This is a genomic window from Saccharopolyspora aridisoli (assembly GCF_004348445.1).
GTDB classification, from domain to species: domain Bacteria; phylum Actinomycetota; class Actinomycetes; order Mycobacteriales; family Pseudonocardiaceae; genus Saccharopolyspora; species Saccharopolyspora aridisoli.
Genome location: NZ_SMKV01000011.1, coordinates 1 through 20,307 on the forward strand (window position 1 = coordinate 1; position 20,307 = coordinate 20,307).

Here is a 20,307-nt window from a genome sequence, read left to right on the forward strand (position 1 = left end):
GTGCTGGGAGGGGTGCAGGTAGAGGTCGTTGTGCAGGGGCTCGCCTGCGGTGTAGGGGGTGACGCATTCTCCGCAGACGCCTCTGCGGCAGCGGTGGGGGATGTTGATGTCCGCTGACTGCAGGGCGTCCAGGAGGGTTTCGTTCTCCCCGACCTGGACGGTTGTGCCGCTTCGGCGCAGGTGGGCGGTGAAGGGTCCGCCGGTGGCCGGGGTGGTTGCGAAGTGCTCCGCGTGGATGCGGGCGGGTGGCCAGCCGGCGTCGCGGGCCCGGGTCATGACCTCGTCCATGAGCGGCTTGGGGCCGCAGACGTAGAGGTGCGTGCCCAGGGGCTGGTCGGTGAGGTCGAGGCCGCGCCAGAACTCGGCACGGGAGTCGGTGATGTGCGCACCGGGGAGGTCGTCGGCGTGGGCGGCGTCGCGGGAGATGTAGTGCACCTCGACGGAGCGCTGCCAGGTCTCGGCCGCTCTGAAGTGCGAGAGGATCGGTGTGATGCCGATCCCGGCGGCGACGAGCAGGTGGTGGCGAGCGGTCTGCACGGGAGCGAGACCGCTTCGGGGATGCCCTGCTTCGACGACGTCGCCGGGGCGCAGCTGGTGCATCCAGCGCGATCCGCCGGATCCGAGGCGCACCGAGATCTCGTAGTGCTCCGGCTGGAATCCGTCGCCGGTGAGCGAGTAGGAGTTCCAGCGCGGCCGTCCTCGCTCGTCGGTGCCGCACAGCACGTCGACGTGACTGCCGGGCGTGTACGAGCGCAGCTCGCCGACCAGCCGGACCCGCCGCACGCCGTCGGCGACGGGGCACGTGTCAGCGACGGTGAGCCGGTTCATCGGCGCAGCCATGCGAGCAGCTCGGGACGGATCTCGCCGTAGCCCTTGTAGTCGGCCATCTCGTCGGGCAGTTCGGCGAGCACGGCTGCGAACTGCTCGCGCCAGGCAGGGATCAGCACCAGCTCCCGCATCGGCAGCAGGTGGGTGCGGATCAGGAACATGATCGAACTCGACATCGGCAGCCGGATCAGGTGCTGGACCTCCACTCGCAGGTGCAGGTCGTCGCCGATGTCCGACATGCGACCGCGCTCGGCGCCCCACTCGTCGTAGGTCTCCAGCGAGGCGTCCAGCCGGTGCCCGACGGTCGAGCTCCAGTTCAGCCGCCGGTAGCAGTCGCCGGGTTGCATGCCGAGCAGGAACCGCTCGGCTCGCGGGATCGCGCCGTCGGCGAAGTCGCGCGGGACGGGGCCGTGCAGTTCGGTGAACGACATCCCTAGCACGAACCGGATCGACCAGTTCGACGCGAAGGTCACCACCCCGGCATCGGCGAACAACCGCCCTCCGCGTTCGTCGAGCAGCACGATGTCGTCGGGCACCTGCGAGGCCGCGAACCGCAGCGGCGGTTCGCCCAGCGAGTCGTCGTCCCCGAAGCGGAACCGCCGCGCAACGCCGAGCCTCGTGTTCTCCCAGTGGAACTCGCGATCGCCGCAGGAGGCCAGCGTCATCGCCGGGTCGGTGGCCGCGGCTTCGGAGAGCAAGTGCAGCAGCGCGTCCCAGGACGCCGCTCGCATGTGCCCGCGCTCCACGTGACGCCCCGGGTCGCGGCCGAGGATCGCCGCGCGCTCCGCGAGTTCGGTCTCGTAGGCCTCGTTGAAGTCCAGGACCGCGCCGCCCCACTCACCCGCCGCCGTCCGGTGGACGCGCGGTGCGGGCTCGACGTTGACGCTGTAGCGGTAGCGGTCACCCTCCAGCGGCCAGGGGAACCGCCGCACTCGCGCTGGCAGGATCACCGGAACGCCTCCACGTCGGCACGGAACCCCAGGTGAGAACCCCGGAGCCAGGACACGTGGGAGTAGATGTGCAGCAGCTGGCCGCACCCGCCGCAGACCGTGCGGTCCCCGGCTACCGCCATCACCTCGGTGTCGGTGGCGCAGTGCGCGCAGTGCACCACCACCCGTTCCCGCGCGGTGACCTGGCAGCGGACCTCCTCCTCCAGGGCACCGGCCGAGAGCGCCTGCGAGCGCAGCGCCAGCACGTCGACTTCGTGTCCGGCCAGCATCAACCGCCATCCGACCCGCGCCTCCCGCAACTGCGCGGCCAGGGATTCGGACGCGGACGCGGCGTCGTCCGCCTGCAACGTCCACACAGGACGATCGACCGAGCGCAGCCATCCGCGGATGATCTCCGAAGCCTCATCCCCGACCCCGAGTAACGCGAAGCACCGGCCCGACGGATCCACCTCGACCCGCTCCGGCCACGCGGGCAGGCTGGTGCGCGCACCGGCCGCCATCCGCTCGTCGGTCATCGGCATCCTCCCGCCCCCGAGTACACGAAGGCCGGGCGCGGGTGTCAACCACGCCCGGCCCGAGTCACGCGATCACTGCACCGCCCAGTACCCGAACGCCTTGTAGTCCGGGGACGGGCCGAACGAGGTCAGCGCGGCCAGGCGGACGGTCAGCTCGCTGCTGGTCACCAGGTGCGCCGGAATCGTGATGACGGTTTCCGACCAGCCCTTCGTCTCCGGCTTGAGCCAGTGCTTGCCGAGGTCGGTGCCGTCGACGAGCACCCGCACGTCCCGCGCCCCCGTGTACAGCCCGGGCTTGGGACCGGCGGAGTCGTGCCGGGCGATGAGCCGGACCTCCTCGCCGGGAACCAGGTTGCGCAGCGTGAACTCCTCCTCGCCGACGATGTGCCTGGCGCTGTCGACGACCTCGTGCCCACCGGTTTCGAGCGTGCGGGCCTCGGTGAGCGGCTGGAAACCCGCTCGCGAGGTGTGCACCTCGTGGTCGTGGTCGGCCTCCGAGGTCATCGACCCGACGTTGACGTGATCCCGGATGGTGCCGCGGAACGGGCGCATCGGCACGTCACCGGTGTCGATCAAGCTCCAGTCGGCCTTGTACACCGTCATGACCGGCAGCGAGAGCACCGGCGCCCCCAGGACGCCGGCGTCGGCGAGGTGTTCCAGCTGCACCCCGTTGGGCATGCGGTCGTAGATGGCGATGTAGTCGGGGCGGTCGTCGGGCGACATCGCGCGCAGTTCCTCGTAGAGCGCACCCATGCCGTGCAGCGCGGGCTTGGCGAGGCCGTTGGTCGTCAGCCCCACGAGGTCCACCGTCGGGTGTCCGCCCAGGTAGGCGGCGGCACCGACGTCGTGCACGCCCAGCCGCGCGCCCTCCGGCAGGTTGCCCTTGGTCCAGGTGGCCAGGGCGACGACGCGCTCCCGGATGCCACCGGAGTCCTGCACCGCGTTGTGCACCCAGGTCGGCACCGACAGGGCCGTGAACAGCCCGGCCACCGCCAGCAGCGCCACCGGGGCCTTGTCGCCCAGCCTCAGCCGCTTGCCGACCTCGACGAGGCCGATGACGGCGGCGAGCACGAACAGCGGGAGGAACGGCTGCAGGTAGCGGACCTGCTGCCACAGCGCGGTTCCCATCGTGGAGATCGCGCCGAGCGCCAGCAGCGTCCCGATGCCGATCGTCCAACCGACCCAGCGCCGCGTCCCGCCGTCGCGGACCAGCACCGCCACGCCGAGCGCGGCCAGCAACAGCGCACCGGGGAAGGCGAAGTCCTGCCGGTTCAGCCCGGCGAGGATCTCCATGAACGCCGAGAAGTTGTCCGCGGTCTTTCCCGCGAGCTCGCCGAAGCTCAGGTTCGGCATGCTCAGGTGCGACTTGGCCTGCGAGCCGTTCGGCGAGGAGTGCCCGGTGGCGACCAGGTAGAACAGCAGCTGCGCGGCGATCACGGCGAACGGCAGCGCGCACCAGGCGACCGAGGCGATCCGGGAGGCGAGGTTCTGCCCGCGACGCGCGCTGAGGACCATCATCAGCGGCGGCACCAGAAGCAGGAACACCAGGGCTTCCAGGCGGCACAGCGCGGCCAGCGACGCCAGCACCGGGGTGAACTTGAAAACCCCGCACGGCGCCTCGCGGACCAGCATCAGCAACGTTGCGACCAGCAGCAACGAGGTGATCGAGACCTCCATACCGCTGGAAGCTCCCCACAGCAGCGGCCCGCTGAGCGCGACGAGCACACCTGCCCACACCCCTGCGACGGGACCGGCGACGCGACGGCCCAGCAGCACCACGCCAGCGGCGGTGAGCGCGTGGCAGACCACGCCGAACAGGACGGCGGCGGGCATCAGCAGACCGCCGTGCATCCCGAGGAAGTGCAGTGCTCCCAGCACCAGCACGTAGAGCAGGCTGCTGGCCCCGGTGCTGATCGGGTCGCCGTCGTTGTACCGCAGGAACTCGCCCTGCCCGATCTGCTTGCCGTACTGGAGGTGGATGTAGGTGTCGTCCAGCGGCGGGATGTAGTGGCCGCCGTTGTAGTGGACGTTCACCAGCACGAAGCCCAGCCCGGCCGCCACCGCCAGCAACGGGACCGCCCACAGGGCGCTCCGGTCCGCGCGCCACCGGGCCGCGGGGAGGTCCCCTCGTCTTGTCGGCTCGGATAACTCAGGTTCGACGAGGTCGTTCGTCACGCTCACCCAACGGTCCTTCCAGAAAAAGTGTTGTCGCGCCCTGCTCACCGGTTGGGCGGGCCCGCGTCCTCGACTATAGATGGGCGATTTCGCCCGATTCACCGGGACATCCGGTCCGGTCAGCGCTCGGTGGTCGATGCCCAGGCGTCGACGGCGTCGACGAGGCTTTCCGTCCAGGCGCGCAGGATTCGACGACCTTCGGATCCGCTGGCGCCGCGCGGGTCGCCGAGGACACCGTTGGCGCTGACCGCCGCGGTGCCGCCTTCGCGAAGCCGGTCGATCAGCTGCGGCAGCGGTTCGATGTTGCCGGGTTCGGTTCGTTCCAAGCGGACCGTGTGGGGCCGGAGCGCGAGCACCGCGGAGGTTTCGGTGCGTCCGGCGTGGCTGTCGTCGGCCGGTCCGGTCGGCGACCAGGCCAGCACCCGGCGGCCTTCGGAGCGCAGCGTGCGCACCGCGTTGCGCACGGGTGCGGCGTTGCCGCCGTGGCAGGAGACGAGCACCACGCCGGCGAAGGCGTCGGCCGAGCGGCCGAGCTCGGTGAGCAGCAGTTCGGTGGCGGTCTGCCCGATGGACAGCGTGCCTGGGAACGCGGCGTGCTCTCCGCTGGATCCGTAGGCCACGGCGGGTGCGACCACGACGGCCCGATGTTTGGCGAGGCGGTCGCACAGCGCGACGGCGATGTCGGTGTCCACCGTGCACGGCAGGTGCGGGCCGTGCTGCTCCGTGGCTCCGACGGGGACGGCGAGCAGCCGAGGTTCGCACAGCTCGGGCCAGCTGGTGTCGCCGAGGTTCACGCCGAGTTCCCGCTGACCGGGACGCTGCTGCGCCCGCCTCTGTCGGTGAGCACCGGCCGCAGCGCGATCGTGCTGCGTTCGCGCAGGACCCCGCGCAGCACGCCGCAACCGTAGGCGGCGTCGTCAGCTACGCGGGCGAGGGTGTGCCGCATCGGATCGAGCTCGCCCTTCTCGGCGAGGTGGCGCGCGGCGACGAGGGCGAGCACGACGCGCCCGCGCTTGGTGAGCAGCAGCGGCGGGATCGCCAGCGGCGCCCAAGAACGTCCGATGGCGTCGCCGAGGAGCCGTGCCGCACCGAGGTTCCCGTGCGCGGCGAGCTTGATCGACTCGGTCGCGGGGATGCCGAGAGCGCCGAGCTTGCGGGCGAGCAGGACGGCCGCCGCGCCGGTGACGGCCAGGGCGAGCCTGGGCCGGCCGAGGGCGATCAGCAGCCAGGTCAGCACGCTCCACAGCGAGATCCGCACGGGTGCGACGTGCTCGCCGTGGCGCCGTCCGAGTGGCCCGGCCGAGCAGCCGTAGCCGTAGCGCTGCCGCAGCAGGGCGGGCCAGCTGGGACGCGGGGCGTGCTCGACGATCGCGGCGGGTTCGTAACGGACCTGGTGGCGGGCGGTGAGCCGCCACACGAGGTCGACGTCCTCGCCGAAGCGCATGGTCTCGTCGAAACCCCCCAGTTCGGCGAGGGTTTCGGTGCGGACCAGCAGTGCGGCGGTGGGGACGTAGCCGATGCGGCTGCCGGGCAGCACGGGTCCAGGTTGGGGGCCGAGGTCCAGCGGTGAGCGGGTCTGCTCGTAGCGCTCCAGTGCCGAAACCCCCGGAACGCTGAGCACTCTCGGCGCCATCGCGGCGACGTCGGGTGCTTCGAAGTGGCGCAGCAGCGGGGCCAGCCAGCCGGGCTGCGGGACGGTGTCGGCGTCGAGGAAGGCCACCAGCGGCGTCGTGGCCAGGCGCCACCCGGCGTTGCGGGCGGCGGCCGGACCGCGTGCCGTGTCGTGGCGGATGGTGGCGCCGGGGATCGGTGTCGGGGAGCCGTCGTCGACGACGATGACGCGCAGGCCTCCCAGCGCCGCGAGCAGCGCGGTGGGGTTCTCGCCGCGGACGGGGATGACGACGGTGACGTCATCGGGTCCCAGGCTCGCCGTGTCGTGCTCGGGGTGCACCAGACCGGTGCGAACGAGCCGCTGCGCCAGTGACCTTCCGCTGGTCACGGGTTCTCCGGCGAGCCAGTCGTCGAGTAGTTCGCCACCGCGCGCGGTCAGCCGCATGATGCGGTACGGAGATCCGCCGGCGACGGTCCGCCCGTCGTCCCAGCGCTGCAGGCTCGGATCGGCCACCAGTCTCACGCCGTGAAGCCTCCGTCCGCGTGGACGACGGTGCCGGTGATCGCCGAGGCGCGTTCGTCGCAGAGCCAGCACACGGCGGCGGCGACCTCCTCCGGTTCCAGCAGGCGTTCGACGACCTGGTGGTCAGCGAACTCCTCCACGTCGTCGAGGTGGTAGTGGGCGGCGGTGGCGGTGAGCATGTCGGTGCGGGTCGATCCGGGTGACACCGCGCTGGCGTTGACGCCGGTTCCGCGCAGGTCGGTGGCCAATCCGCGGATCAGCCCGACCACCGCGTGCTTGGCCGCGTTGTACCCGGCCAGGTGGTAGAGGCCCCGGTGCGCGGCGGCCGAGGCGAGCGCGACGAACCGCCCGGCACGGGGCTCGGGGCGACGCAGCATCGCCGGGACCGCGGCGCGGGCCAGGTTGGACACGCCCCGGACGTCGATGTCGAAGAGCAGGTCCAGTTCGGTGTCGCTGGTCTCCCACAGCGGCGCTCCACCAGCCATCACGGCCGCCGCGGCGACGGCGGCGTCGAGCCCGCCGAACTCGGCCTCTGCGACCTGGACGGCTTCGGTCAGCGCGGCCGTGTCGCGGACGTCGGCGACCACCTCGCGCACCGAGTCCGGATGCTCGTCGGCCAGCCGGCGCAGTTCATCGCGGGTGCCGAGCGGGTAGGCCACGCCGGGCAGGTCGGCGCACACGTCGAGCGCGACGACCCGCCAGCCCTCGCCGGCGAGTTGCCGCACGACTGCGGCCCCCACTCCCCTGGCGGCTCCGGTGACGATCGCGACCCGGTTCACGGCCGCGCCTGGTATCCGCGGCGTCGCAGGTAGGCCAGCAGCTCGTCGGCGGCTTCGGCCGCGCTGAGCGGGCCCACGACGGTCGGCGGGGTGCGCTCGACCAGCGCGCCGGTCAGCTCCAGCGCTCGGTGGTGGGCGCTGTCCCCGCTGGGCACGGGGTGCTCGCGGGCTCGCGGGCGCCGGGGCCGTGCGCTGACGACGTCGGCGCTGGCGGGAGCCGGTGTCCATGGCAGCAGTTCGATCTCGGTGTCCTGCGCCGCCAGCACGGCGGGCAGCGCGGCGCGTCGGAGACGCAGCCCGCCTTCGACGGAAACCACGGCGGGACTGGGCAGCCGCAGGATCTCGCGGGCACCCCGGTCGAGCCGTCGGTGTGCCAGCAGCCGGTCGTCGTCGAGTTCGAGGTGGACCGCACCGAGCGCCTGGGCAGCACCCAGGTGCGCGGCGAGCAACGCCGGCGTCGCGCCGGTCCCGCCATCGGTGGACCGGTCGCCGCAGAGCACCAGGTCCGGTGTCTCCGGCATGGCTGCGGCCAGCGCTGCGGCGGTGGACCCGTTGTGCGCCAGGGAATTCGGGTCCAGCGGTGTGTCGACGTCGACGCGGGTGGCGCGGTCCGCTCCGGCCGCCAGCGCCTCGCGCAGGCCCTCCTCCGCTTCGGCCGGGCCGGCGCTGATGGCGTGGACCTGGCCGCCGGTGAGCTCGGCGAGCCGCAGCGCGTGTTCCAGCGCGGCGTGCTCGGCCGCGCTCTCGCCCCGGTGTCCGCCGCCCAGGGCGCCGGTGAGCGGGTCGACCTCGATCCGCTGCCAGGATCGGCTCAGTGCCACGGCGATGCGCATGTCCTCAACCCTTCCGGAACACGACGCCGTGACCACCGTCGGGGTAGGTCCAGCTGATGGCTCCGGCGTTGTTGCAGATCTGGTAGCAGGTGCCGCATTCGAAGCACTGCTCGTAGTTGAACAGGATGCCGCCGTCGCCGGTGGGCACGAACAGCTTCGCCGGGCAGGCGGCCACGCACGCCTTGGTGGTGCAGGACCGGCAGATGTCGGTGTCGACGCTGATGTGCGCCCGCTCGCCGACGTCGAAGTCCACGGTGTCCATCCGGTCCTCGAACGAAATGCTCTGGTACATGGTCGCTTCTCCTCAGCCGAAGGTGCGCAGTCCGGTCCAGGCATCCGCGGCCAGCTTCCGCAGGCGGACGCCGTGACGGGCGGCGGTGGCGCGGAACAGCTCGCCCAGACCGGGTTTCGGATCCGGGTTGCCGATGGTGAACACGCCCTGGGCGAAGTCGCACAGCAGTTTCGGGTACTGCTGCTGCACCCGGTCCGACAGCACCAGGCCGGGCGCGCGTTGCAGCCGCTTGTGGTCGGCGAGCACGAAGTTGCCCTCCAGGCGTTCGCGGTAGCCGTCGAGCCGACCGCCGTTCTCGACGGACTCGGCGGCGGTGCGTCCGGCGGCGAGACCGGATCCGATGGCGAAGTTGACGCCCTCCAGCCAGATCCCGGCCGCCAGGCACATCGCGGCGGCGTCACCGGTCACGAGCATCCCGGGCGCGGACAGCGGGGGCATGCTGCGGTAGCCGCCTTCCGGGATGAGGTGCGCGGAGTACTCCTTGAGCTCCGCGCCGCGCAGGTAGGGGGCGATCGCCGGGTGCGCCTTGAGGTCGGCGAGCACTTCCTCCGGGCGCCTGCCCGAGGCGGCGAGGCCGGTCAGCGACAGGACGACGCCGACGCTGATGGTGTCGCGGTTGGTGTAGAGGAACCCGCCGCCGGGAATGCCCCCGGTGCAGCCGAGGATCTCGAAGTCCGCGCCGTGGTCACCGGTGAGCGCGAAGCGCTCCTCGATGGCTTTGCGCGGCAGCGCCAGGGTTTCCTTGACGCCGAGCGTCTGGTGCTCGGGGTCGGTCCCGGGCACCAGTCCGGCCTGCTTGGCGAGGAACGAGTTGACGCCGTCGGCGGCGATGACCACGCGTGCCCGGATGTCGCCGTCGGGACGGTCGGTGCGCACGCCGACGATCTGGCCGTCCTCGCGGATCACGTCGGTGGCCACCGTCGAGGTGACCAACCGAGCTCCGGCGTCGACGGCCTTGCCCGCCAGCCACGAGTCGAAGTCGGCGCGGAAGGTCGTCATGCCGTTGTAGGGGGCGCTGCCCCAGTCCTCGGTGCGGAAGTCGACGGTGAGCGCCTGGTGATCGGTGAGCATCATCGTGCTGCGGCGGGTCACCCAGCGCTGCACCGGCACTTCGCGCCACCACTCTGGCAGCACCTCGTCGAGCACCCGGCCGTAGACGACTCCGCCGTAGACGTTCTTGGAGCCGGGGAACGGCCCGCGTTCGAGCAGGATGACGCTGCGCCCGGCTCGGGCGAGTTCCAGTGCGGCGGCCGACCCGGCGGGACCGGCGCCGACCACGACGGCGTCGACTTCAGGCATCTCGTCTCCGGCGGTCGAGTTCGCGCAGGACTTCGGGGGCGTCGGCGATGATGCCGAGGTCGGCCATCGCCGTCATCGGGCAGGACGGGTCCGTGTTGATGCTGACCACGTGCTCGGGTCGTCCTAGGCCACCGGTGTGCTGCGCGGCGCCGGAGATGCCGAGGGCGACGTAGAGCTCGGGGGCGACGACGACGCCGGTGGTGCCGATCTGCCGGTCGTGCCCGGCCCACCCGGCGTCGGTGACCACCCGGGTCGCTCCGGCTGAGGCGCCGAGCCATGCTGCGACGTCGGTCAGCGTCCGCATCACGGCGGTGCCGTCCTCACCCCGCCGCACCAGACCCGCTCCGCCGCCGAGGATGCGGTCGGCTTCGGTGAGCTCCACGGTCTCCGGTTCGGGTTCGCGGACCTCGACCGGTTCGGCGTCGAGCACCTCAGCGACGGTGGCGGCGATGGTCACCGGTTCCGGTGGCGGGATCGGGTGGCCGACGCCGCGCACCCCGGGGACCAGGGTCACCACCACGGGCCCGGTGAAGCGGACCTGGACCTCCAGGAAATCGTCCACCCTGGACAGGTCGGCGGTGCCGGTGCCGCAACGCGTCGCCCCGGCGTGCAGCGGCCTGCCGGTGCCGAACGCCAGTCGGGGCGCGAGGTCGCGTCCGTCGGGTGAGGCGGGTAGCAGCACCACCCGCACCGCGTCGAGCAGCGGTCCCAGCGTCGCGGCTAGCGAACCGGGCGCGACCTGCTCGGACTCGACGGTCCACGTGCTGCGGGCGGTGCGGAGCTCCTTGGCGGCGCGGTCGGTCCCGGTGCCGGCGAGCAGGACCGCTCCTCCAGCCTCCGCGACGGTCTCGTCGGCCCCGCCGGGGAGTGCGCCGTCGCGGACGACGACCACGGCCAGCACCTCGGGTAGCGCGTTCACAGTTCCACCGCCACTCGATGACCCTCGATCACGGCCGCGTGCGCGCGCCGCGGTGCCAGGCAGTCGCCCGCGCGGTGCACCGGGAACGGCGCGTCGCGCAGCTCGTGCCACAATTCGTCGACCGGGCTCTGGTGCACCGCGCACACCACCCAGTCGAAGGTGTGCTCGCCAGTCTCACCGGTGGTGTGCTTGAGGATCTGCAGCGACACGCGATCGCCTTCGGCGGAGGCGCCCAGGACGACCTCGTCGGTGCGTTGCCCGATCCCCTTGGCGTGCGCGCGGATGTTGAAGGTCTCCATGTCCAGCGTGACGCCGAGGTCCTGGCAGACGACCATGCCCGGGGTGCTGATCTGCACCCGGCATCCCCGGTCGGCCAGCAGTTCGGCGACCGAGGCGGCCTGGTGGAAGCCGAGCTCGTCGACGATCAGCACGTCGCCCTCGGGTGCGGTGTCCCCGGCGAGCACGTCGCGGACGTCGACCACGCGCGTCAGATCACCCGCCCACCAAGGCGATTGCGGTCTCGCTCCGGTGGCCAGCACTACCGCGTCGGGGTGCTCCTCGCGGAGCACCCGCGCGGTGGCCTCCGTTCCGGTCTTGACGTCCACGCCGTGGCGCTGGCACTCGGCGCGCAGGTTCCGCACCACGTCGAGGAATTCGGCACGCCCCGGCACGCTTGCCGCCTGCGCGACCTGCCCGCCGGTCTCGGCCGCCCGCTCGAAGAGCGTCACGTGGTGGCCGCGTTCGGCGGCGGTGGACGCGGCCTGCAAACCGGCCGGCCCACCACCGACCACCAGCACGCGGCTGCGCCTGCGCGGCGTCGGCAGGGTGGTGGATTCCTTGCCGGTGCGCGGGTTCTCGATGCACCCGAGCCAGCGGTTGAGGCCCATCCGGCCGACGCACTCCTGGTTGCAGGACAGGCAGGTCCGGATGTCGGTGGCGTGCCCCGACCGGGCTTTGGCCGCGAAGTCGGCATCGGCGATCTGACCGCGCACCACGCCAACCAGGTCGCAGTGGCCCTCCTCCAGCGCGCGTTCGGCCTGCAGCGGGTCCTTGATGCGGCCGACGCCGACGACCGGCAGGTCGACCGCCTGGCGGATGGCGTTGGAGATGAACAGCGCGTACCCAGGCGGGATCGCCATCGACGCCTCGATCATGTACAGCGTCGAGGTGGCCACGCCGATCGAGGTGTTGATGTAGTCGACCTTGCCCGTGCCCTCGACCATCTTGGCGACCTCGACGGCCTCGTCGATGGTGGTGCCGCCCTCGATCAGCTCGTCGCCGCAGAGCCGCACGCCCAGCGCCCGGTCGGGCCCGATGGATTCGCGGACGGCGTCGATGATCTCCAACAGGATGCGGGCCCGGCCGGTCAGCGATCCGCCGTAGTCGTCGGTGCGCTTGTTGGTGGCCGGGGACAGGAATCCGCGCACGATCGACGAGTGCGAGCACTGCAGCTCCACGCCGTCGAACCCGCCTTCGGCGCAGTGCGCGGCGACCGTGCCGTACCCGGCGACGACCTCGGCGATCTCGCGCTCGTCGATGGCCTTGGGAACTTCGCGGAACATCGGGTCGGGCACCGCCGAGGGCGCCCACACCGGCAGCCGCGAGTACATCGACGAGGCCTGTCCGCCGTTGTGGTTGAGCTGCGCGAAGATCGGCGTGTCGTGGGCGTGCACGGCCTCGGTGATGCGGCGGTACCCGGAGATCACCGACGGGTCGAAGCCGTGGATGAGCTTCTCGTACGGCCAGTCGGTGGGGTGTGTCGAGTGCTCCTCGGTGATCACCAGCCCGGAACCGCCCGCGGCGCGCGCCGCGTAGTAGGCGGCGTGCTGCTCGGTGGGGTGGCCGTCGCGCGCGTAGTTGGTCAGGTGCGCGGAGAACACGATGCGGTTGCGCACGGTCACCGGTCCCAGCCGCAGCGGGGAGAACAGGTAGCGGCTCATCGCAGACCCCCCGCCGCTCGACGGCCTTCCAGGATCGCCTCGTGCACGGTGCGGGGCGCGACGCAGTCGCCGATCCGCACCCCGTCGAGCCGCTGGTCCGGCAGCCGGTGTCCGCAGTGGACGACGGTGGCCGCCAGGCGCTCCCGGGTTTCGGCGGTGTGGACGTCCTCCAAGACCACGTGATCGTTACGCACCTCGCGCAGCAGGGACCGCTTCTCCAACGCCACCCCGGCCCGCTGCAGCCGCGCGTTGGCATCGGCGAGGTCTCCGGTCAGCGCGAGTTGCGTGCCCACGACCTGGTCCTGCGTCACGATCGCGGTCTCCACGCCTCGGCCCGCCAGCAGTTCGGCCACGCCGACTCCGACGAAGTCCCCGACGGGGTCGTGCACCACCACCGGTCCCTCGGGCGTCTCACCGGTCAAAGCTTCGACCACGTCGAGCACCACGCCCCCCTCTACCTTGAAACCCCAGGGGCCCGGCACGGACCCGGTCGCCACCACGACCTCGCGCCCGGCCACGTCCTCCGGACCGGCCTCGACTCCGAGCCGCACCTGGACGCCGAGTCGCCTGACTTCTTCCTCGAGCCACTCGACAAACCGCGACAAACGCCCGCGACCGGCGACTTCGGCCGCAATGCGCACCATCCCGCCGATCTGGTCACCGCGCTCGACGACCTCCACGGTCCGTCCCCGCAGGGCGAGCACCCGAGCGGCCTCCAGACCCGCGGGGCCACCTCCCACCACCAACACCGGCTCTCCCGAACCGAACCGCCCTTCAGCAGCACTCCGGTCCCCAACTCCAGTGGAACTCCGACGACGGACTTCAGTGGAAATCTGGGGACGGGTTTCGGTGGGAACCGGGGGATCTTCGGTCTCGTGACCGGCCGAGGGGTTGACGATGCAGGTGACGATGGGGTTGCGGTTGTCGCGGACGTTGCACTTCTGATTGCACAGGACGCAGGGGCGGACCGGCGTGCCGTCGCGGACCTCGGCGACGAGATCGGGGTCGGCGATCTGCGCTCGGGTCATCTCGACCAGGTCCGCCACACCGTCGTCGAGGGCTCGCTGAGCCTGATCCGGTTCGACGACGCTGCCCTGCAGGACGACCGGGGTCCCCCCGGCGGCTCCGCGGATCCACCTGCATAGGTCGATGTTGAAGCCGGGCTCGGTGTGCAGGTCGGGGCGGGTGGCGGTGGTGCCCATCGCCGAGCCCCGGACGACCACCAGGTAGTCGACCGCGTCGCGGACCGATTCAACGATGCCGACTGCGGCCTCCGGCGTGATGCCGGCCCACGGTGCGAGCTCGTCGCAGGACAACCGCAGGCCGACCACCCCGTCCCCGACCGCTTCGCGCACGGCCGCGAGCACCTCGCGCAGCAGCCGCGTGCGGTCGGTGCCGTAGTCGTCGGAGCGCTGGTTGGTCAGCCCGGACAGGAACTGCCGCAGCAGCGAGAACTGCCCGGCGTTGAGCTCGACCCCGTGCAGCCCGCTGCGCATCGCCTCGCGAGAGGCCGAGGCGAAACCCGCCACCAGCGCGTCGATCTCGTCCTGCTCCAGCTCCATCGGCATCTCTCGGCTGGCGACGTCGGGCACCCGCGAGGGTGCCCACAGCGCGCGCTGCGAGAACGCCGAGGAGCCCTGCGACCCGGAGTGCCCGAGCCCGGCGAGCACCACGGTCCCGTGCGGACGGCACGCCTCGGCCACGGCGGCCCAGCCCGGGCCGCAGTGAGACGCCAGCGGTGCGCGTTCGTAGGGCCAGTCCGAGTCGTGCGCGCTCGCGGTCTCGGTGACCAGCACACCGGCTCCACCGGCGGCGCGCGCCGCGTAGTAGCCGACGTGCCGGTCCGAGATGTCCCGATCACGCCCGAGGTTGGTCTCGTGCGGTCCGAACAGGACCCGCGACGGTGCGGTGCTCCGGCCGAGCCGGACCGGGTCGACGAGTTTCACGACCCGGTCACCAGTGGAGACGAGTCGCAGGGCTTCGCAGGGAAGGCGGGCATGCCGAGCCCGACCTTGCGCCGCGAGGAACGCGAGTGGTCCTGCGTCGCCTTGGGCAGCGCGCTCTTGTCCACGACGGACAACGCGGACTGCCCGTGCCCCTGCACGCACTCGGGGTCGGGTCCGTCCAACGGGAGTCCGGTGAAGAACTTCGCCGCCATGCAACCGCCCTGGCAGGCGTCGTAGTGCGAGCACGACGCGCACGCCCCCGCCGACTGCGGTTGCCGGAGATCGTTGAACAGCTCCGACTCCCGCCACACGCGGGCGAAACCGCCTTCCTCGCGGACGTTGCCGCCCTTGAACACGTCGTGGATGGCGAACGGGCACGCGTAGACGTCGCCGACCGGGTCGATCAGGCACACCACCCTTCCCGCACCGCACAGGTTCAGACCCGGCAGCGGGGTCGATCCCAGCGCGTTGAGGTGGAAGAACGAGTCACCGGTGAGCACCTGGTCGCCGCGGGCGACCAGCCAGTCGTAGATCTGCCGCTGCTGCGCGTCGGAGGGGTGCAGCTCGTCCCACACGTCGGCACCGCGTCCGGACGGCCGCAGCCTGGTGATGCGCAGCTGCGCGCCGAAGCGGTCGGCGATGACCTTGAAGTCGTCGAGCTGGTCGACGTTCTGGCTGGTCATCACGACCGAGATCTTGAAGTCGCGCATGCCCGCGTCGGAGAGGTTCTGCAACGCGGTCATCGCCATGTCGAACGATCCGGGCCCGCGCACCGCGTCGTTGACCTCGCGGGTCGCGCCGTCGAGCGAGATCTGCACGTCGACGTAGTCGGTGGCGGCCAGGCGGCGCGCACGTTCGGCGTCGATGCGCAGTCCGTTGGTGGAGAATTTGACCCCGACCTGGTGGTCGATGGCGTAGTCGAGGAGTTCCCAGAAGTCGGGGCGCACGGTGGGTTCACCGCCGCCGACGTTGACGTAGAAGACCTGCATGCGTTGCAGCTCGTCGATGACCGCTTTCATCTCGGCGGTGGAGAGCTCGTTCGGGTCCCGCCGCCCGGAGGAGGACAGGCAGTGCTCGCAGGCCAGGTTGCAGGCGTAGGTCCATTCCCACGTCAGGCAGATGGGGGCGTCGAGTCCGCCCTTGAACTGCTCTACCAGCGCGGGGACCGGTGCTGTGGTGGTCATTCCAGGCTCACTTCCAACGGGACTTCGTCGTCTGCATTGGGTGGCAGGGGTTTTCTCAACGCGGCGGAGCCGCCGTCTCAGGTGTGGGTCTCACCCGGCACGCCGAGCAAGGTGATCGACGAACTCACTCTCGCGGGCGGATCATGTCGGACGCGGCCAGGGAGGCGAGTGCTTTGCGGAACTGCGGGCGGCGCTGCTCGGGGAAGCGCGCCAGTGCCTCTTCGACGCTGGCGTGCTCGTCGAGCTCGCGGACGAGTTCCACCAGTTCGGGCACTTTCAGGAACGACAGCTTCCGGTTGCCGAAGTGGTACGCGAGCGCCCCGAAGGGTTCGGGGCGCAACGCGACTTGCGGGTTCAACCGGTAGCCGCGGCTGATGTCGAACTCCGCGGCGGCCACGATCAGTAGACCCCGCACATCCCGTCGATGGAAACTTCCTCTACCAGGAGTTCTTCCTCGAGGACGGGCTCGTTTCCGGTGCTCTGGTCGATCTGCTTGTCAGCCATGCGATGCTCCTCACAGTGTCGAGCTACCATCGACACGGTATTTGCACCGAGTGCATTTTTACAAGACCTGGAGCGGGTTCCGTTGCGGCATGACACCTCTGGAGCACAGCGATCGGGTGGGCGCCGAAAGGTCACCACCGCAGCGGAACTGGAGCAGGTCGCCTTCGACCTCTTCGACGAACAGGGCTTCGAACGCACCACCGTCACCGACATCGCGGCCGCCGCGGGCATCGCGCGGCGCACGTTCTTCCACTACTTCCCGTCGAAGAACGACATCCCGTGGGGCGACTTCGACTCAGGCCTGGAGCGGATGCGCGCCGAGTTCCGCGCGCTGCCGGATGACCTCCCGCTGATGGACGCGGTGCGGCACTGCTTGGTGGAGTTCAACCGGGTCCCGGAGGACCAGGCCCCCGACCACCGCAGGCGGATGCGGCTGATCCTGGGAGTTCCCGCGCTGCAAGCGCATTCGACGCTGCGCTTCGAGGCATGGCGCGAGGTGGTGGCCGGGTACGTCGGCCACCGCCTCGGCCAGTCGTCAACCGCGCTGACCCCGCAGACCATCGCGCACGCCACGCTGGGCGTGGCGCTGTCGGCGTATCAGCACTGGCTGGATCATCCCGAGCAGGATCTCTCGTCCCTGCTCGACACGGCGATGCGCGAACTCGCGCTCGCGCACGCCGCTCAGTAGTCGGCTTCTGTGTAGCGGATCAGCCCGCGCAGGTTCTTGCCTGCCATCATGTCGGCGTACCCGGTGTTGATGTCCTCCAGCTTGTACTCGGCGGTGATCAGCTCGTCGAGCTTGAGGGTGCCGTTGCGGTAGTGCTCCAACAGCCGCGGGATCTGCATGCGCGGGCTGACCCCGCCGAAGATCGCGCCCTGCAACCGCTTCTGCAGCAGGGTGAGCTCGAACAGGCTCACCTGGGCGTCGATCTGGTCGGCCCGGCCCATGCCGGTGACCACCACCTGACCGCCCTTCTTGGTCATCGACAACGCCGGTTGCAGGTGCTCCCCGGTGGTCTCGCCGATGCAGATCAGCACGCTGTCCGCCAGCTGACCCCAGGTCAGCTCACCGACGGCTTCGTGCGCTTCGGCCATCGAGGCGAAGGAGTGCGTGGCGCCGAGCTCCTCGGCCTTGGTCCGCTTGAACTCCACCGGGTCCACGGCCACGACGTAGCGCGCACCCGCCGCCGCAGCTCCCTGCACGGCGTTGATGCCGACGCCACCGCAGCCCACGACGACCACGGTGTCACCGGTGCGCGTCTCACCGATCTCGGTGGCGGTGCCCCAGCCGGTCGACACACCGCAGCCCAGCAGCGCGGCCTTCTCCAGCGGGATGTCCTCCTCGATGGTGAGCACCGATGCCTGATTCACCGTCACGTACGGCGCGAAGGTTCCCAGCAGGCACATCGGCGCGGCGGGTTTGCCCTGGTAGGAGATGCGGTAACCGCCGGAGATCGCTTCTCCGGACAGCAGGCTCGCACCTGCGTCGCAGAGGTTCTGCATCCCCTTCGCGCACGCACGACACCTGCCGCAGCCCGGGATGAAGGTCAGCACCACGTGGTCGCCTTCCTCGATCCCGGTGACCCCGGCACCAACCTTGGTGACCACACCGGCACCCTCGTGCCCACCGACGGCGGGGTAGATCGCCATCGGGGTGGCGCCGTTGCGCAGGTGCTCGTCCGAATGGCACAGGCCCGAGGCCGCGAGCCTCACCTGCACTTCGCCCTCGATCGGATCGCCCAGTTCGATCTCTTCGACTTCCCAGTCTTTGCCCGGCTCGTGCAGGATCGCGGCCTTCGTCTTCATAACCACTCCTCGTCGAGTGCGGAAGAACATGCGCATCCGAGAATGAGAACCCGGTCACGCCGAAGTCAATGCCGCGAACGAACGATCAGCAGCGGTGCCGGTGTGTGGTGGATCAGCTTGTGGCTGGTCGAGCCCAGGTGGGCGCCTGCGACACCACCGCGTCCGTGCGCGCCCACGACCACCAGTTGCGCCTCGGTCGAGTGGTTGATCAGCGCCTCCACCGGGGAGCCGCGCCCCACGATCCGCTCGACCTCGACGGCGGGGAACCGCTCCCGCCACCCGGCCATGACCGCGGCGAGGAAGCGCTGCTCCTGCTCCGCGACCTCCTCGCTCGGCAGCCTGCTGCGCAGCCACTTCAGGTCGATGCCGACGACCTCCCAGGTGTGCACCACGTGCAGCGGTTCGCCGAGCGTGTCCGCCAGCCGGAACGCCTGCGCGAGCACCGGCGCGGCGGATTCGACGTCGTCGACACCGGCGACGACCGGACCCACGTCCGGGAACGTGGGCGGATCGCCGACGTCCGGCACGACCGCGACCGAGCCGAGCGCGTGCGCGGCGACCTTGACCGCGACCGCGCCCGCCAGCAGGCCGGTGAACCCGCCGAAGCCGCGGTCGCCGACCACCAGCAGCTCGGCGGCCGCGGACTCGGCGACGAGCACCCGCTCGGGAGGACCGGGGACCGCTGCGGCGGTCACCTCGACGGCTGGCTGCTCGGACCGGACGTGTTCGGCGGCGTCGGAGAGCCAGTGGGCGACCTGCGCGCGCACGTGATCCTCGCCCGGATGTGCGGTGGGGTCCGCGTAGACGATCCGCAGGCCGCAGCCGCGCCGCGCCGCCTCGCGTGCCGCCCAGGCCGCGGCGTTGCGCGCCACCGCCGAACCGTCGACTCCCACCACGACGTTCATCACGGCCTCCTCGGTCGTCCCCTCCCAGGGTCGTCGACCGGGGCGCCACGCGCCTCCCGGTCCGAAGTGTCCGAAGTCGACGTGCGAGGCGGTGTTGATCCACCGAGCCGCGTCGGCCGGGGCCGCTCGGCCACGAGTTCGACTCCGCAGGCCCCAAGCCCTACTGCACCTCCCACATCACCTTCCAGGTGAGGGAGCCCGGGAACAGCGCTCGAACGGCTCAGCCTAGGTCGCATGAAGAGCGCGAGCGGCGCAGCCGTGAGCCGTCAACACCACCCCCGCAACCCGCACCGCCAAGCGAACGGAGCCCGGCCTTCACCCGAAGACGCCGGTCGGCAGCACGGCGTGGACTCCCCAGGTCTGGTTCGCGATCTGGGTGATGCGCATGTCGACCGTCGCGCTGGCCAGCGCCAGCGCCGCGCCCCTGTCCAGGGCGCGCTCGATCTGCAGCCAGTCGACCATCGCGCTCAACGCGGTGGCGGTGGCCTCGTTGAGGTCGGTGTCGAAACCGAACGTGACCAGGCCTGAGGGGGTTTCGGCGTGGATGCCGGGGACCGGGCGGTCCACGACCAGATCGAGCCGCACCCGGGTCGTCATGCCGCACTCGATGGCCGTGCCCCCGACCTCGCCGTCGCCCTGCCGGGCGTGGCCGTCGCCGAGCAGCAGCATCGCGTCCGGAACCGTGACCGGCAGGTACAAGGTCGATCCGGCGACGAGCTCGCGGCAGTCGATGTTGCCACCGCCTTCGGGCCGCGGCGGGATCGTCGAGTGCTCACCGGGTTCCTCCGGCGGCATGCCGACCACGCCGAGGAACGGCGCGAGCCGCACGGTGTGCCCGTGCTGGTCGGTGCCGGTCTCGCCGTCGAGCTCCCACAGCAACCAGGTCCGCTCGGCGTCGTCCACCCGCAGCCGGCGCATCAGCCAGTCGTCCTTGCCCGCGGCCGCCGTCCACCCCCACCCGGCGGGCGTGAGCTCCTCGAAGTGCACGGCCAGCACCATCCCGGGCTTGGCGCGGCGCACCGCGATCGGGCCGGTCAGGCAATGCCCCCGCCGCTCGGCGAACATGACGGGCTGCTGCTCCCCCGGCACCTCGTGGCGCCGCAGGAACCCGCTGGAGTCCAGCGTCTCCACCGTCACGACGTCCCCGGCCTCCACGGTGAGCACCGGCCCGGTGTCCCGGCTGAACACGTCGACGACGCTGCCCACCTCGGCCCGAACCTCGAAAGGACCCACCACGACCTCCGCCCCTGGAACTCCCACCACCCAACCAGGACGGACGTTACCGGCCAAGTGGGGGA

The 20,307-nt window shown here is 71.2% G+C and carries 20 protein-coding genes; 1 reads left to right on the forward strand and 19 read right to left on the reverse strand.

Annotation, left to right across the window (positions count from 1 at the left end; genetic code table 11):
• The 16 genes from E1161_RS10965 to mftA form a co-directional block, all read right to left on the reverse strand.
• Positions 1-840: PDR/VanB family oxidoreductase (locus tag E1161_RS10965; protein ID WP_132622291.1), on the reverse strand; the 840-nt coding region annotated here is incomplete at its 3' end.
• Complete coding sequence (locus E1161_RS10970) at positions 825-1,778, reverse strand: heme-dependent oxidative N-demethylase family protein (RefSeq protein ID WP_235874941.1); 954 nt, start codon at positions 1,776-1,778, stop codon at positions 825-827. The genes E1161_RS10970 and E1161_RS10965, both read right to left, overlap by 16 nt.
• A complete protein-coding gene (locus E1161_RS28045; protein WP_235874942.1) occupies positions 1,775-2,293 on the reverse strand; it encodes a dimethylamine monooxygenase subunit DmmA family protein in 519 nt (172 codons plus the stop codon). The genes E1161_RS10970 and E1161_RS28045 overlap by 4 nt, the downstream gene beginning before the upstream one ends.
• A 72-nt stretch (positions 2,294-2,365) precedes the next feature.
• A complete protein-coding gene (locus tag E1161_RS10975) occupies positions 2,366-4,474 on the reverse strand; it encodes a hypothetical protein (RefSeq protein WP_132622295.1) in 2,109 nt (702 codons plus the stop codon).
• A gap of 113 nt (positions 4,475-4,587) precedes the next feature.
• Complete coding sequence (gene mftE, locus E1161_RS10980) at positions 4,588-5,262, reverse strand: mycofactocin biosynthesis peptidyl-dipeptidase MftE (protein WP_132622297.1); 675 nt, start codon at positions 5,260-5,262, stop codon at positions 4,588-4,590.
• Positions 5,259-6,602: a mycofactocin biosynthesis glycosyltransferase MftF gene (mftF, locus tag E1161_RS10985; protein ID WP_132622299.1), complete on the reverse strand. Its 1,344-nt coding sequence runs from the start codon at positions 6,600-6,602 to the stop codon at positions 5,259-5,261. Before mftF ends, mftE begins: the two co-directional genes overlap by 4 nt.
• Complete coding sequence (locus E1161_RS10990) at positions 6,599-7,381, reverse strand: mycofactocin-coupled SDR family oxidoreductase (protein WP_132622301.1); 783 nt, start codon at positions 7,379-7,381, stop codon at positions 6,599-6,601. Before E1161_RS10990 ends, mftF begins: the two co-directional genes overlap by 4 nt.
• Positions 7,378-8,214 (reverse strand): mycofactocin-associated electron transfer flavoprotein beta subunit, encoded by an 837-nt coding sequence (locus E1161_RS10995; protein ID WP_207920181.1) that lies wholly within the window; start codon positions 8,212-8,214, stop codon positions 7,378-7,380. The genes E1161_RS10990 and E1161_RS10995 overlap by 4 nt, the downstream gene beginning before the upstream one ends.
• A 4-nt stretch (positions 8,215-8,218) precedes the next feature.
• Positions 8,219-8,506, reverse strand: a complete 288-nt coding sequence (locus E1161_RS27565; protein WP_207920182.1) for a ferredoxin family protein — start codon at positions 8,504-8,506, stop codon at positions 8,219-8,221.
• Between the two features lie 12 nt (positions 8,507-8,518).
• Positions 8,519-9,805 (reverse strand): FAD-dependent oxidoreductase, encoded by a 1,287-nt coding sequence (locus E1161_RS11000; RefSeq protein WP_132622305.1) that lies wholly within the window; start codon positions 9,803-9,805, stop codon positions 8,519-8,521.
• Complete coding sequence (locus tag E1161_RS11005; RefSeq protein WP_132622307.1) at positions 9,798-10,724, reverse strand: mycofactocin-associated electron transfer flavoprotein alpha subunit; 927 nt, start codon at positions 10,722-10,724, stop codon at positions 9,798-9,800. Before E1161_RS11005 ends, E1161_RS11000 begins: the two co-directional genes overlap by 8 nt.
• Positions 10,721-12,664, reverse strand: a complete 1,944-nt coding sequence (locus E1161_RS11010) for a mycofactocin system FadH/OYE family oxidoreductase 2 (protein WP_132622309.1) — start codon at positions 12,662-12,664, stop codon at positions 10,721-10,723. The genes E1161_RS11005 and E1161_RS11010 overlap by 4 nt, the downstream gene beginning before the upstream one ends.
• On the reverse strand, positions 12,661-14,610 hold the full coding sequence (locus E1161_RS11015) for a mycofactocin system FadH/OYE family oxidoreductase 1 (protein WP_132622311.1): 1,950 nt from the start codon (positions 14,608-14,610) through the stop codon (positions 12,661-12,663). The genes E1161_RS11010 and E1161_RS11015 overlap by 4 nt, the downstream gene beginning before the upstream one ends.
• Positions 14,607-15,794, reverse strand: coding sequence for a mycofactocin radical SAM maturase (gene mftC / locus E1161_RS11020; protein ID WP_132622313.1), 1,188 nt, complete (start codon positions 15,792-15,794; stop codon positions 14,607-14,609). Before mftC ends, E1161_RS11015 begins: the two co-directional genes overlap by 4 nt.
• A 124-nt stretch (positions 15,795-15,918) precedes the next feature.
• Positions 15,919-16,191 (reverse strand): mycofactocin biosynthesis chaperone MftB, encoded by a 273-nt coding sequence (gene mftB / locus E1161_RS11025; RefSeq protein ID WP_132622543.1) that lies wholly within the window; start codon positions 16,189-16,191, stop codon positions 15,919-15,921.
• A 2-nt stretch (positions 16,192-16,193) separates the two neighbouring features.
• Positions 16,194-16,298, reverse strand: a complete 105-nt coding sequence (gene mftA, locus E1161_RS11030) for a mycofactocin precursor MftA (protein WP_132622315.1) — start codon at positions 16,296-16,298, stop codon at positions 16,194-16,196.
• Between the two features lie 82 nt (positions 16,299-16,380).
• Between mftA and mftR the strand changes: the two genes are divergently transcribed.
• A complete protein-coding gene (gene mftR, locus E1161_RS11035; RefSeq protein WP_235874943.1) occupies positions 16,381-16,986 on the forward strand; it encodes a mycofactocin system transcriptional regulator in 606 nt (201 codons plus the stop codon).
• On the opposite strand, the gene E1161_RS11040 is transcribed toward mftR, so the two are convergent.
• From E1161_RS11040 to E1161_RS11050, 3 genes are all read right to left on the reverse strand, one after another.
• A complete protein-coding gene (locus E1161_RS11040) occupies positions 16,980-18,104 on the reverse strand; it encodes an NDMA-dependent alcohol dehydrogenase (protein WP_132622319.1) in 1,125 nt (374 codons plus the stop codon). The genes mftR and E1161_RS11040 overlap by 7 nt on opposite strands.
• Positions 18,105-18,169: 65 nt before the next feature.
• A complete protein-coding gene (locus E1161_RS11045) occupies positions 18,170-19,009 on the reverse strand; it encodes a universal stress protein (protein WP_132622321.1) in 840 nt (279 codons plus the stop codon).
• Positions 19,010-19,324: 315 nt separating this feature from the next.
• Positions 19,325-20,242, reverse strand: coding sequence for an acetamidase/formamidase family protein (locus E1161_RS11050; protein ID WP_132622323.1), 918 nt, complete (start codon positions 20,240-20,242; stop codon positions 19,325-19,327).
• Positions 20,243-20,307: the final 65 nt, after the last annotated feature.